This is a genomic window from Leptospira montravelensis (assembly GCF_004770045.1).
Lineage (GTDB): Bacteria > Spirochaetota > Leptospiria > Leptospirales > Leptospiraceae > Leptospira_A > Leptospira_A montravelensis.
In genome coordinates, this window is record NZ_RQFO01000004.1 from 1,120,437 (window position 1) to 1,135,080 (window position 14,644).

Here is a 14,644-nt window from a genome sequence, read left to right on the forward strand (position 1 = left end):
GTGACCCCGGTCTCTCGTACAGAAGCACACCGTGTATTTGCCGACTTGTATCGTAAAACACGTACACCGGAACACCAACAACTGATCGATGAAGCCATATTAAAATCTAACGATGTCTTCATTCGTATTGACCTCATTCGAAAAGTGGATGAGGATTACGAATCTAAAAATAAACCGAAAAAAGACGATGGTCGTGATCGCGGACTTCCAGAACGGGAACAAAGAAGAGAAAATCCAAGACCACAATCTCAAAACACGGATCCAAAACCAAAACGTTCTAGTGATTTAGTCACAATTGAAAGTGCCAAACAAAAACAAAATCCGGCTAAAAAAAGAGTCATCGAACAAAGACAAGGTGGTGGATTACTGGCTGGTTTATTTGGTGGTGGAGCCGGCGGTGTTAATAATTCCATAAGCAAATTTGGAAAAGATACGGGTACGATTGACATAGGACTTTTTGGAAGGAACCCAACTATTTCCAATAATGTGGAAAAACTATTTCGAGGAATGAAAGAAGATGTCCTCATTCCCACCATCCAAGCGCTTCGTGTTTCGGAACAACAAGGTTGGAGAATTTGGACTCCCCTCGTTTATAATATCATCAATAACTTTAATAAATTCTATAATGCTTTTGCCTCACTTGATGCTCTAATTTTGGACAAAATTTCTGCAGATATATTTTTAGAACGTTCCTTAAAGATGCAGATGTTTTATGTTAGGTTTTTACAAAGAAGTGATGCAAACGACATCATCCTTTCTAACCTTCCTGACATTGTCAAAATGGATGAAAAACTAACACCTAAACTTGGTAAAATCATGGAAGGTGTGAATTATGCTCTCAATTTGGAAAATACTAGGCCAAAGTTATCAGAAGCCATAACCGCTTTTTATATAGTGGCTAAGAAGAAAATGTTCACTTGGCCAGAAATTGTAACGGATTTAAGAGTTCCGGCCATCCAAGAACATAAATTCCAAGCAGCTCGTGAAATCCAAAAAGAAGTAGAAATCACGGTCGCAAAAATATCCGACGATATCAATACAAGAGCATTTAAAAAAGAAGAACTAACCAACCTGCGTTCTCGTTATTTCTCAATTGATGATAAAGGAAAAATCAGTTTTGATTTTTTAAATGCGGTTGTGGATGATTTTATGGCACACCATATGCCGGAATCGGCAAAAAGCCAAACAGTTAAAAACAGTTATAAATCACAGCCACATAGACTCGTTTACTTATTGTTAAGAGACCTTCAAACAGTATATATTAACTTAATAGAAGGATATGTTCGTCTTGGTGACAAAAACCAAAACCAAGAACTTCTAATCATTCAACCTGGCCTATTTAGAAACGAAATTGACCAACTCAATTCACTCGTTCGAACCATTGACAACTTCAATAAAAAATTCCCAAGTTTTCAATATAGTTTCCAACAGTATGGAATGGATTTTAGTACAGGGAATGCAGCAAATGATCAAATCGCGGGACCAATTGTACAAGCATTACAAGAAGCATCCGAATTCTTCGGAAGTTTTGCCGGTAAACTCAATATCATTGTAGAAAACCACTTGATGGCAAAAGTCACCGAGTCCAAAGGGAAAGTGAACGATAAAATCGTTTCTACAAAAGACAAAGTGATTGAAGAAGTAAAAATTGCACAAAGATTCATTCCTCATTACGACAAAGCTGTTGTTGCCAAAGAAAGAATCAATGGAATGAAAGTAGAAGATGTTTTCATCCAATTTACTAAATATCTTTATAATTATGCTGTAATTTTCAAAGATCCTGCAACCACTTCAAAACTCACTGCACACCGAAAAATCGAACAAGAACTAATCAAATTAAACAAAGAGTACGAAAGACTTACTTACTCCAGTTTTAACAAAGAATCAGGCGGAGCGGTCAATTCAGAATCTTCCGAAGGCCAAGGTGATTCTGAAATCATGAATGAATCAGAAGCGGAAGGAGATACATGAGAGTCCTTACTGGTTTACAACCTTCAGGAAAACTCCACTTAGGAAATTATTTTTCTGCAATTAAAAAAATCTTAGATTACCAATCCAAAGAAGAATTATTCCTTTTTATTGCCAACTTACATGCACTTACCACTTTCCGATCCAAAGAAGAATTAAAAAACTTCACTTTAGAATGCGCAATCGACTTATTGGCGCTAGGTGTTGATCCGCAAAAAACTGTATTTTGGATCCAAAGTGATGTCCCGGAAGTTACGGAACTCACTTGGTATTTATCACAATCAATCACTGTTTCTCAATTACAACTGGCTCATTCTTTTAAAGACAAAGTTGCCAAAGGTTTTGTTCCAGGGGCAGGACTATTTACATACCCAATCTTAATGGCTAGTGATATTTTACTTTATTCAGCAGGAAAGGTACCTGTTGGCAAAGACCAAAAACAACATTTGGAATTTGCGCGTGATATTGCAGAACGATTCAATACACAATTTGGTTCGGTTCTTACAATTCCTGAGCCAGACATTGATGAAAATACTGCGACAGTTCCTGGTGTGGACGGAGCCAAGATGTCCAAATCTTATAAAAACACCATTGATTTCTTTGGAACCGAAAAAGAGATCAAAAAGAAAGTGATGTCCATTGTCAGTGATTCGAAGGCCGTCGATGAACCAAAGGACCCAGAAACCTCAGTGATCTTTCAAATTCATTCTCTATTCCTTTCCCCTAAAGAAAAAGAATTACAAATTGAAAAATACAAACTTGGTGGAACCGGATATGGAGATCTTAAAAAAGATCTTTTGGAGTCCATTTTAACTCATTTTGCACCTTACCGCGAAAAACGAGAAGAACTTTCACATAACTTAGATTATGTGCACCAAGTTTTAAAAGAAGGAAAAGAAAAAGCAAAGATTGTAGCCCAGACTAAAATCGAAGACATTCGAAAAGTTTTAGGCATCTATCCTTTTTAAATTCTAAAGAACCAAAACATCTAAATTTTTACCTAATCCCAATATGAAGCGGGAAATCTATCTTCTCCCAAGGGCAGATTTTAGTTGGTTCTGTTTGGGAATATGTGGCACTGCGTTTCTATTGAAACTCAAGTTTGTGTATCCGGGTTCTCATTCTATCATACTATTTTTATCACTTTTTTTATTTGTCCTTTATACTTTTACCCCAAAAATACTTCCCAATAAAATAGATAAAAAGGTTTATCTTTTCCTTTTGGCTTCGATTTTGTTTTTATTATTTGCAAACTTACATTCTGGACCGAGGACAAAAAAAATACATCCCCTCTTTCGTTCTTATCTTGAAACCCAAATTAAAAAATCTCCACTTACAGTATTTGAATCAAGAATTGTGATGGGATTTGTCACAGGCTCTACTAAAGAAATTCCAGAAAGTTTTAAGGACTTAGCTAAAGAATCCGGCATTTTACATTTGTTTGCTGCCTCCGGTCTTCACTTAGGAATTTTTATAGGATCTTTACAGTTTTTGGGAAACCTATGTTTTCGAAAAAGAAAATGGATTTCACTTATACTTTCGTTAGGTGTTGGTTTTTTATATTTGTATGCCCTCGATTTTCCAGTTTCATTTTTGCGAGCTTATCTTTTTGTTTTTTTATCTCTTGTGGCCTCCCTTTTTTTTAGAAAAATCGGCCCCGCAGACTTACTTGTTGTTTCTTCCGCATTCATTGCGTTTTTTTTATTTTATGATTTTTTAAGTATTGGATTTTTATTATCCTTTGGTGCCGTTTTTGGAATTTTTTTCTTAAAACCTAGTTTAGATCAAATTTTGATTCCAAAATCGAAATCCATTTTAAAGGAAAATCTTCATTTAACAGTCGCTTGTTCTCTTTGTAGTTTTCCTGTTTTAGTTTATTACTTTCGATCTTTTTCCTTCGGAGGAATTTGGATTAACTTTCTTTTAGTTCCCTTAGCCGGTATCCTTTTGCCCACAATTTATTTTACCTTCTTTTTACAATCCTTAGTGCCAAAGTTTTTAGAAGACCAAATCATTTCCTGGATTTGGGTTCCCGCCTCTTTTGAACTTTCCATTTTTTTAAAGATTTTTCATTCGTTAGGGAATTTAGGTAGAGGTTATAAAACTTGGGCCCATGTTCCCTTAGACCTCTGTATTCTTTCCGTCTTTTTATCCCTTCTTTTCTATCTTTATCCTAAAATTCGTTTTCTACAATCGCCCTACCTAAAAAACCCCCTGTATTTTTTGCCTGTTTTCTTTTTGAGTGTTTCCTATTTTTTTCCTAGAACAGATGTTCCTTCTTTAATCACCCATAAAAGGAAAGGAAATTTATCCATTCGAAACGGTGACCATTTGTATCTTTTTGGAAATTGTTTTTCTAAAAAATGGACGGATCCAAATCCAGGCCTACCCCCACCGCAAAAAGTTTCTTTTGAATCTGAATCTTGTTTGGCCAATATTTTTTCTTTAGTTCGAAAGCACAATATAACAGATGTTTATTGGCATGGGACAGAAACAACAACGAAATGGATCTCCCAATTCCAACTGCCGATAAAACCAGTCCAAACCGAAATCCTAGGTGCCAATATGAACCCATTTTATTCGATCATTCGGTTTGATGGGAATCCCAAAGAGGTAGAAAGGTTTTTAAAACAAACAAAACTAGCAGATAAGTCAAAAACCAACCCTCGTTGGAAAGGAATTCTCCTTTTGGACTTTCCTCCTTGGAAAAAAAAGGATGCGAAAGAATGGATTCAGTATCAAAAACTACTTGGGATTTCGACTGCCTGGAAAATGATACTCGTTGAGGAAACATTTGAAATCCCCTTACGCGACCATATCCAAAATCCAAACCTTCTTTGAAGCCAAAGGCATTCGGGCCCAAAAGAAATTTGGGCAAAACTTCCTCATTGACCAGAATATAGTCGATTTTATTGTCAAATCCGCAGAACCACTATTAAATGACGATTCAATCGTTCTTGCAGAAATTGGGATTGGCCTAGGAACTCTCACTTACCCCATTCTCAGCTTGCATCAAAAAACATATCTTTTTGAAATTGATTATGCTTATATCCAATTGGCTAAGGATGAAATCTTACCTCAGTTTCCCAAAGCTTCCCTATTCGAAGGAGATGCTTTAGAAAACCTTTTTCATATCTATGAAGAAAAGGTATTTGTGTTTGGAAATTTGCCTTACCACCTAACGACAGAAATCATCAATACCATAGTCATCCACTGTAGAAATTTTCAAGGGGGAATTTTTATGGTGCAAAAGGAATTTGCCGAACGCCTTGTCAAAGAAACCTCTTCCTTATCTGTATTTCTCTCTGCGTTTTGTGATGTGAAGTATCTAAAGACAGTTCATAAAAACTGTTTTTTCCCCATTCCTAAAATCCACTCTGCACTAATTTTACTTTCTCCCAAAAAAGAATCAAAAGAGAACCATTGGAAACTCAAAAACCAAACTGAGGTAGAACTCTGGTCTCGAATGCTCCGCACTTTGTTTTGGGGAAAACGAAAACAGATTCAGGTAAGCCTCAGAGAATCTCCTTTTTCGGAAGACCCCCTCTTTCGGGAGGCACTCGGAAAAGCCATCCAATCTGCGGGCGTTCCTCCTACCGCAAGGCCGGAAGAATTGAACCGTGAACAATTTCTGACCCTGGGTCAACATTTGCTTGACCATTTGTCAAAATGATGGCAAAATTACCACCGCTATGTTCGAGAATTTCACACCTCCGCCCATTGTTACCTATGCCATCCCGGTTTTCTTCCTTCTCATAGGAATTGAAGTTTTCATTGGATACCGCAAAAACAAAGCCCTTTACCGGTTAAACGATTCCATTGCTGACCTTAGTACGGGGATTATTTCTCAAATCTGGGGACTGTTCCAAAAAGGCATCGGACTCTTTGCTTATTTTTATATCTACGAACACTTTCGGTTTTTTGAATTTGCCATGACCAACCCTTGGGCCTGGATCCTTTGTATTGTAGGCCAAGACTTTTGTTATTATTGGTCCCACCGTTTGGCCCACGAAGTGAACCTACTTTGGGCAGGACATGTCATCCACCATCACAGTGAAGAATACAATTTAGTGGTAGCCCTTCGCCAAACAGGACTAGGGGGAATAGTTACATGGATCTTTTATGTTCCCTTAGCCCTCATTGGTTTCCATCCTTGGATGTATCTTGCCAGTGGACAAATCAATCTGATTTACCAATTTTGGGTCCATACAAAAGCAGTGGGTAAAATTGGAAAAATCGGAGAATACCTACTTTCCACTCCTTCTCACCATAGAGTACACCATGCCATCAATCCTATCTACATTGATAAAAACCACGGCGGAATTTTTATCATTTTTGATCGTATGTTTGGTACTTTCCAAGAAGAAACAGAACCCTGTGTGTATGGAACCGTAAAACCCCTTCGTAGTTTCAACCCGGTTTACGCCAATTTTCACTATTACTGGGAACTCATCAAACAAGCTGCCAGCGCTCCCTATTTCTTAGATAAAATTAAGGTATTTTTCAAACCACCTGGTTGGTATCCAAGAGAAGGAACCAAACCCGATGGATTTTTACCCATCCCTGAAGTTAGTCCGGATACTTTCCATAAGTATGATCCGAAACCTGGACCAGAAGTAAGAACCTATACCACTACTTGGTTTGTTTTAGTACTGCTTTTGGCTTTTGCATTTCTTCTATTTGTAGCAAAATTCTCTTTTGTTTCCCAAGTGCTCATCACGGTTTGGGTCACACTCTCGCTTGTTGCCATCAATGCACTGATCGAAGGTAAATCTTGGGCGGGAGCTATGGAAATCACAAGGTTACTCTTTGGATTTCTTGTCATAGCTTACTTTGATGTGGGTTGGGCATACTATGCAATTGGGATTGTTTGCCTCCTCGTAGCAGGAATCTATCTTTACCGCACCAGTGGACAGAAAGCAGAAGCAACCTGAGTTTCCTTTTTCACATTGAACCTACCAATTTCCACTCTTCCCCAAAAATAGAAATGGGCGAAGAGTGAGAATCGCAAAGAAACACCGTTCTCTAATCAGCGAACACTCATAAAAAAGGATGACCTGAAATCCACTCTCAGTGTTATGTCACATAAATGCCATGATTAGGGCGGAATCCTCTGTTCGTTCCCCTTGACCGGATGGACCCCCGTGAGAATTTGGCATTGCACCAGAGTTTTTGAGGCGAAATGAGATGAAGCGCAACCGAAGTTACTATATCATACTAGTCCTAATCCTGTTTGTAGTGACCTACTCCGCCTATGCGGCCTACCAGAAGCAAAAAAATGGTCCTGTATTTTTGGACAACCATGTCTTCCAACGTTACAATGAGCAGTGGGGTCTTTGGGTAGACCTAAATGCGGAGAAAAAGAGCCTCCTCGAAAAGGCTTCTGAGTTTGGAATCCTGGCCCAAGAGGTAATGGAGATCAATCACTTAAAAGAATCCGACCTAACTCGTTTGAAACGTTCTATTTTCTTTCCTTATTCCGCAGAATACATGCGAGGACTCCAAGAAAAAGAACTCTTCCGAGAAACTGTCGAATCTCCGATTGACCAGTTCATTTGGCCAGTACTACCCAACCACAAATCTCGGATCTCTTCTCGGATTGGAAGGCGCTGGAACACTTGGCACACTGGCCTCGACATCGCCATTCCTAAAAATTCCATTGTCCTTGCGGCCGCAGACGGAGTGGTCGAAGAAGCGGGGAGAGGTGGAGACTATGGCCTTGCTGTTAAAATTTATCACCACGACATGAACCATTTCCATACAGTTTATGGCCACAACCAAGAGTTACTTGTAAAACCAGGGGATGTAGTTCGCAAAGGACAGATCATTGCTTTTTCTGGAAATACAGGAAAGTCCACAGGTCCCCATGTTCACTTTGAAGTTCGATTTCATAATGTGTATCTCAATCCTGAAAACTTTCTTACTCCCTACGAAGAAGGAGTTGCCACAAGCATCGTTGGATTTGCAGACTAAGTATTAGTGACTAACCTGACAAAGAACAGTTGGACGGACGAGATTTTCGACCGTCTGACAACCATCATACCGAAAGCCCCAGGCATTGCCTGTTTTGATTTCGACAACACACTCATTCGAAACGACTTTGGCGAAAAAATCATGGAAGAACTCCTTCATGATGGCCTGATTTATGTACCAAAAGATTTATCCGAATTCTTCCGAGATAAAGAACTTTGGAAAGACCATACCAAACTGAGCATTCCAGAAAAGGAAGGTTTGATTTGGGAAGAATATTCCTACCAACTAAAAGAATACGGTATCGAAAGAGGATATCGTTGGACTAGTTTTATTTTCCAAGGAATGAACCTAGAAGAATACTATGAAGTTTCGAGAAAGGCTTGGGATCGAGTTTATATCCACGACAAAGATTCAGGTGTTTTCCCCCAAGTGGAAATGAAAGATCTCATCGCTTATTTATACCACTACCATTGGAATGTGTACATAGTGACCGCTTCTCCTGAACCTGGGATTGCAGCCATTTCCCACCTTTTTCCCGTGAAAGAATCCAATGTCATCGGCATGAGACAAGTATTAGGTGAAAATGGAAAGTTTTCTCACAAACTCATTGAACCATATACTTATGGAGAAGGAAAAGTAAAAGCTATCGAAGAAAGAATCGGTATATCTCCCGATCTTGCCTTTGGCGATTCCTTTAACGATTATCCAATGCTTTGTCTTGCCAAACAAATGGCTGTGGGAATCAACCGCGACAACCCCGAATTTGCTACTGCTTGTGCGGCCCAAGGAATTTTTGTGCAACCTTACTTTACCTTTCCTTCAGTGCTTACATGAACCGACTCTATTTAGTATCAAATTCGATTGGAAATGATGGAGACATCCCACCTCGCACCAAAACCTTGTTAGAGGAAGCCGACTGGATCATTGGAGAAGAACAAAGAACTACCTCTACTTTTTTAAAGAAGTTGGGAATTTCTAAACCCTTTGATCTACTGAACGAACATACATCCAGAAAAGAAATGGATGAAATCGCCATGAAACTGGCAACTACCAAAAGAACTTGTCTCATTTCTGATTCGGGTAGCCCTGGCCTCGAAGATCCGGGGAAATGGATTGTCCCACTAGCTTGGGAGATGGGCGTCGAAGTTCGTTCGGCTCCTGGTCCTACAGCTCTTATCGCCGCTCTCACCAGTTCTGGGTTTACTACCTCCCCCTTTCTTTTTTTGGGATTTTTACCAAGAGAAGAAAAAGAAAGAGAACGAACCTTAAAACAATACTTAGGCCTTGGAATCACCATTGCCTTTTATGAAACACCTTACCGAGCCAAACACTGCCTTGAAACCTTAGCAAAAATTCTACCAGGGGATCGTCAGATTTTTCTGGCCCTCGGAATCTCGATGGCAAACGAAACTTGTTTTCGCGGAACTGCCAAAGAAATCCAAAAAAAATTTCCCCAAGGATTAAAACTCCCTCCGGTCTTTGTGGTGGAAGAGAAAAAAGAAAGGATCAAACGATAGTTTCTTGACAGTACCTCTGTTATATTGGACGCTTGGACAATGGTAAGTAAAGTTGAGCAACCGAGTGACGGAATAGACCAATTGATTTCAGAATCAGGCGATTATATAACAGATGTCGTCAAAGAAAATCTGAAACTCATCCGTCATACAAAAGGTTTTTCTTTGGACAAACTCGCAAACCGATGTGGTGTGAGCCGTGCGATGTTATCACAGATTGAACAAGGGAAATCCGTTCCCACGATTTCTGTGTTATGGAAGATTGCCAATGGACTGAGTGTCCCTTTTTCCGAACTCCTCAAAGAAAAAAACCAAGATGGAATTCATATTCTTAAAGCGGAAAATTCCAAGGTTCTGTATTCCAATTCCAAAGTTTTTGCAAGCCGTGCACTTTTTCCATTTCTAGGAAATCGCAAAACAGAATTTTACGAACTCATTTTAAAACCAGGCGGCCATGAAGTTGCCGAACCACACAAAACAGGAACCACGGAAAACTTAGTTGTAGTCTCCGGCAAACTGCGGTTACGTGTAGGTGAAAAAGTTGTCGAACTAGAACCAAAAGATTCCGTATTTTTTAAAGCCGATGTTTCGCATGAGTATTCCAATCCTACAGACCAAGAAACACTCATGTATCTTGTTATGGATTATACGGACGAAATAGGTTAAGATTGGAATATAGAGAACTCAAAGTCAATCTACCAAAAGATTTATCTGACAGTTTTTATGAACTGTTAGATACTCTTCAATGTGCTGGTTATTACGAAATTTTATTTGATGGTGAGGCCCCTAAAGAAAAAGACCAAGGCCTAATCCGAGACAATACTAATATTCGAATTTATTTACAAACGGATGAAATTGATAAAGAATTAAAGGTTCTTATCTTTTTAAAAATCAACGCACCAGACAATTCCAACGCAGAATCACGAAACATCGAAACTCGTGATTATGAAGAAGCTTATAAAGAATACTACAAACCATTCCCTATTGGAAAAAAAATTTGGGTCATTCCCACTTGGGAAAAAAATGAACCAGAGACTATTAAACTTTGGAAACCAAACGGTGGGATCCCACTTTTTATTAATCCCGGAGTCGCTTTTGGCACGGGCCACCATGAAACCACCAAACTCATATTAGAGTATTTGGATGAATTGTATGATAAAGGTGAATTTAAATTTCAATCGGCATGTGATGTAGGAACCGGTTCAGGAATTTTATCCATTGGCCTTGCGAAATTTGGTGTTTCTAAAATTTTTGCTTTGGACATTGATCCCAATGCGGTAAAAGCTGCTTGGTCGAATTGGACAGAAAACGAATACCCAAAAGGTTTCCAATTCAGCGTGGAAGAATCAGGAATAGACAATCCGAAGTTATCCAATACCAAATATGATTTAGCCATTGCAAATATTACCTATGCAGTGTTATCGCAAAACATACGTCACTTGGCTAAGATTGAGGCACCAAGAATCATTTTTTCAGGTATCATTACAGAAAAAAAAGATCAGTTTTTAGGTTTATTACAAAGCCATCTTCCAGGCAAACTCCTCTACTCTAAAGAATGGAATGAGTGGTGGGTATTGGATTGGCTCCGTAATTAGCTCTTATTTAAGTATTTAATTAAACTAACCTGATTGCCACGGTCGTTATATTCAATGCGATCAAAAACAGATTTTGTCATTAGAATGCCACGACCATGTTGTATGTGAGCTTCGTTCATTTCTTCTAAAGTTTTTTCCATATGTTTTTTATGATCGAACCCGCGACCTTCATCGGTGATACGGTATGCCACAAATTCACTAGTAAAAGAATATTCTATTTTTACTTGTTTTTGGCTATAACGAGGGTCTTCTTGTCTTTTCTGTAAAAATTCCAAGTAGTTCCCTTCCAAAAGAGCTTTTGATTTTTCATCGAAACTTATATTTAAATTTCCGTGTTCGACGGCATTGATAATAATTTCGCGAATCGATGATCTTACTTCCGTCTGTTCTATATTGGAAAGATACTTTGCGAGTTGAGAGGTTATCCTTTGAGAAACAAGTTCTGCATTCCTCAAATAATTATTCATAGAAAGTTCGACCTTTTCTGATTCGATTAGCTGAATGATTGTGTCTTCAGATTGGGAAGACATTGTGACAAGAACTTCTCTTGTTTCATCAAAGTTGATGTACTGTAGTCGACAATACATCTCTTTTGGTTCCTTTACATATTTTTGTTCAAACTCTGTTTTAAAATTCACGATAGAACCTGTCATTTTTAAGTCCGTTAGTTTATCGTTAACATATAGAACATTATAATCGGAACTCTGATCACGACCTTTGTATAAAAATTCTGTTATTTTTTTACCTCTTAAATCATCCAACCGAAAACCCATATGTTTGGAAAGGGCACGGTTTGCATTGATGATTTCAAAATTATCGTTCATCATAAGGATCACTTCATCGGAACCTTGAAAAATTTCCCTAAATCGTTTTTCTGATTCTTCAATTTTTAACTTTGCATGTGATAATTCCCTAATGTGATCTCTTAGGCTACGTGTTAAAAAGTTAATCCGATCCGCAAGCCCAAGTGACAACAAAATGGTTTGTAAAGCGGTTCCAATTTGGATGGTCCAACGAGTGATATGATTGTCTGGTAAAAAACCCAAACTCTTTAGAGAATATAAAAGCACACCCAAAAGGAAAAAAGTCCAAGAAATCAAAAAATACCGAGCAGCCCTCACGTTAGAAAAATAAGTGGTGGCACCGCTAAATACCATAACGAGAGCCGTTGGCACTGTCAGCAAAATCGCCGTAATCATTGCGATTCGGTAACTCAAGAAAAATAGAATTCCTGAAAATAATAAAAGAATCCCTGCCCAAACCCACATTAGTTTGGAAATTTTTGGTAAATGTTTTTTTAAACTGAGATAATTGTCTGAAAAAAGAAGTCCAGTAATGCAAGAAACACAAATGAAAAAAGGTAAAGAATAGTTTCCCCAAAAAATGGCGTTAGGCCAAAGATATTGAAATGCAAACCCGTTATTGATTAAATGAAAGAAAAATATGGAACTTATAAAAAACAAATAAAAAAGATAACTTTTTTCATAAGTAAAAATATAAATAAAAAAGTTATAAGCAATCATTACAAACAATATCCCATAAAACAAACCGAAAATCATTTGTTCTTTGTTGAGTTGGTCATAAAATTCACGTTCCGTCCAAATAACAAGAGCTAATGGAATCGTTGATTCGGAATGGATTCGTAAATAATATACTGCTGTAGTTTCGCCTTTTGTTTCGAAAGGAAATACAGGGTTTCTATAATCTAAATTTCTTTCAGAAAAGGGAAAGATGTCTCCTAAAGTTCTCAAAACTGATTTAGGAATTCCTATTCCGAAAATCTCAACTTCATCCAAAAGCGGGAAATCAAACACCAAATTACAACGAATTATATCCTTTGTGGGATTGTTAACTGCCAATCGAATCCAAAAAGTAGATTTAGAAAAACCTAAATTTGGAGAAGTTATTTTTTGAAATTGGGAATCATAGGTGCCGCGTATTAGGTTTTCTTGTGTCACCGATTGGTCTTTGTCTTCCAAAACAAGAACATCCTGCCAAATAGGTTTTCCGAAAATTTGGGGCTGGAGTGAAATAGCGGACTCAGCAAATAAAATCGAAGGTAAAAAAACAAATAGGTTTAGAAAAAAATATTTTATATTGTGAAAAAACAAAGGCAGTCATCTCCCAATTCGCTTAAAAAGACAAAGTAATCAGATTGTATTTTTCTAATTTTTCTAGCCTTTTTTGTTTCCAATGTTAAAATAGGGGAAAGTTCTATGAATCGAAAACGTTTCCTACAAAAGATAAGTGCTGTTACCTTAGGGGCAGGTTTAATCCTCCCTAAAAAATCATTCGGACAAACCGCAACAACGACCATTGCTGAAACCAAACCAAAGTCTAGCAGTGGGAAAAAAGCCATTGTTTTAGGTGGTGGTCTTTCTGGACTCTATTCTGCCTATTTATTAAAACAAACCGGGCATGATGTCACTATTATTGAACGTGGAGATAAGTTGGGTGGCCGCATTGCAACTTATGAAAATCCGGAATTAGGAATCTTACAGGATTTAGGTGGTGAGTGGATAGGCGATGGTCAATCTGACATTAAAAGTTTGGTCAAACAGCTGAATTTAGAATTAGTTTCCGCAAACATTTCTGATCGTTTTTCGATTCAAAAATCAAATAGCGATTTATTAAAAATATCTCCAGCTTCTATAGAAACTTTAGAAAAAGTCATAGACCTTCATAAGTCTTTAGGAAGCACACAAAAACAAGGTTTAGACAAAATTAATTTTTCTTCTTATGCAAGATACCAAGGTTTAACAGAAGAAGAAATTCGTTCCATGAACGATCTCTACCGTATCCTACTTGGTGCTGACCTAAATCAAATTTCCAGCGAATCGGTATTAGATGATCTTTCCGCACTTCAATCGGCATTAAAACCAAAATTTCAAGTAAGAGGTGGAGCAGAAAGAATTATCAAAGAACTAACAAATTTGTTGCGTAATCAAGAAATTCTATTAGGCGAAACTGTCACTAAAGTTTCACAACAAAAAAACCAAGTCACAGTGGATTTATCTTCCGGTAGAACTATTAAAGCTAGTTTGATAATTTGTGCACTTCCTGCAGCTGCGGTTCTTGATATCAAATGGACACCGGGTCTTCCAAAAGACCTAATTTACTCAGGTCTTCGTATGCAAACTGGAAAAATTTCAAAAAACATAAGTTTAGTGAAATCAAAAGATTCTCTATCCAATTTCTTTCTATCAACGAATACGGCTGCAGAAACTTTTTATGTTTCCGAAGCTGCCATTGGAAAAAATGTAACAGCAGTTACTTCCATTTCTACTGGAGATAGAGCGTCTTTATTTGAAAAAGGAAGTGAACGCCAGAAAAAGAATTTGATGACATCTTCTTTAGAAGAAGTGGGAGATTTGGAATTGGCCTTAGAATCTCCATTTATCTTTCATAGTTTTCAAAAAACAACTGGAAGAGCAGGATTTGTATCTTTGTTTCCGCCAGGTAGTTTTGGAATCAAAGATGTCTGGGCAGAACCTTTCGAACGAGTATTTTTTGCTGGTGAACATTTAGCGTTTCATACAGGAAGTATGGATTCTGCTGTGGCTTCCGCAATCCAAGCAGTAAGCAAAACATAAT

The 14,644-nt window shown here is 37.8% G+C and carries 12 protein-coding genes; 11 read left to right on the forward strand and 1 reads right to left on the reverse strand.

The window, feature by feature from the left end; translation table 11 throughout:
- The 10 genes from EHQ31_RS06125 to EHQ31_RS06170 all read left to right on the forward strand — a co-directional run bounded on the left by EHQ31_RS06125 (position 1) and on the right by EHQ31_RS06170 (position 11,050).
- Positions 1–1,971 (forward strand): hypothetical protein, encoded by a 1,971-nt coding sequence (locus EHQ31_RS06125; RefSeq protein WP_135570522.1) that lies wholly within the window; start codon positions 1–3, stop codon positions 1,969–1,971.
- Complete coding sequence (gene trpS, locus EHQ31_RS06130; RefSeq protein WP_135570524.1) at positions 1,968–2,936, forward strand: tryptophan--tRNA ligase; 969 nt, start codon at positions 1,968–1,970, stop codon at positions 2,934–2,936. The genes EHQ31_RS06125 and trpS overlap by 4 nt, the downstream gene beginning before the upstream one ends.
- Before the next feature lie 121 nt (positions 2,937–3,057).
- Complete coding sequence (locus EHQ31_RS06135) at positions 3,058–4,809, forward strand: ComEC/Rec2 family competence protein (protein ID WP_244247275.1); 1,752 nt, start codon at positions 3,058–3,060, stop codon at positions 4,807–4,809.
- Entirely contained in the window at positions 4,763–5,641 is an 879-nt protein-coding gene (gene rsmA, locus EHQ31_RS06140) for a 16S rRNA (adenine(1518)-N(6)/adenine(1519)-N(6))-dimethyltransferase RsmA (RefSeq protein WP_135570528.1), read from the forward strand. Before EHQ31_RS06135 ends, rsmA begins: the two co-directional genes overlap by 47 nt.
- A gap of 19 nt (positions 5,642–5,660) precedes the next feature.
- Positions 5,661–6,902, forward strand: coding sequence for a sterol desaturase family protein (locus EHQ31_RS06145; RefSeq protein WP_135570530.1), 1,242 nt, complete (start codon positions 5,661–5,663; stop codon positions 6,900–6,902).
- A gap of 253 nt (positions 6,903–7,155) precedes the next feature.
- Positions 7,156–7,941: a M23 family metallopeptidase gene (locus EHQ31_RS06150; RefSeq protein WP_135570532.1), complete on the forward strand. Its 786-nt coding sequence runs from the start codon at positions 7,156–7,158 to the stop codon at positions 7,939–7,941.
- Positions 7,942–7,947: 6 nt separating this feature from the next.
- The gene (locus tag EHQ31_RS06155) at positions 7,948–8,775 is read left to right on the forward strand and encodes an HAD family hydrolase (protein WP_135570534.1); all 828 of its coding nucleotides are present in this window, start codon (positions 7,948–7,950) and stop codon (positions 8,773–8,775) included.
- Positions 8,772–9,458, forward strand: a complete 687-nt coding sequence (rsmI, locus tag EHQ31_RS06160) for a 16S rRNA (cytidine(1402)-2'-O)-methyltransferase (RefSeq protein WP_135570536.1) — start codon at positions 8,772–8,774, stop codon at positions 9,456–9,458. The genes EHQ31_RS06155 and rsmI overlap by 4 nt, the downstream gene beginning before the upstream one ends.
- A 39-nt stretch (positions 9,459–9,497) precedes the next feature.
- Entirely contained in the window at positions 9,498–10,121 is a 624-nt protein-coding gene (locus EHQ31_RS06165) for a helix-turn-helix domain-containing protein (protein ID WP_135570538.1), read from the forward strand.
- Between the two features lie 2 nt (positions 10,122–10,123).
- A complete protein-coding gene (locus EHQ31_RS06170; RefSeq protein WP_135570540.1) occupies positions 10,124–11,050 on the forward strand; it encodes a 50S ribosomal protein L11 methyltransferase in 927 nt (308 codons plus the stop codon).
- Here EHQ31_RS06170 and EHQ31_RS06175 read toward each other — a convergent pair.
- Positions 11,047–13,161, reverse strand: coding sequence for a 7TM diverse intracellular signaling domain-containing protein (locus EHQ31_RS06175; protein ID WP_135570542.1), 2,115 nt, complete (start codon positions 13,159–13,161; stop codon positions 11,047–11,049). The two genes, EHQ31_RS06170 and EHQ31_RS06175, sit on opposite strands and share 4 nt — an antisense overlap.
- A 105-nt stretch (positions 13,162–13,266) precedes the next feature.
- Here EHQ31_RS06175 and EHQ31_RS06180 point away from each other — a divergent pair, with 105 nt between their 5' ends.
- Complete coding sequence (locus EHQ31_RS06180) at positions 13,267–14,643, forward strand: flavin monoamine oxidase family protein (protein WP_135570543.1); 1,377 nt, start codon at positions 13,267–13,269, stop codon at positions 14,641–14,643.
- Position 14,644: the final 1 nt, after the last annotated feature.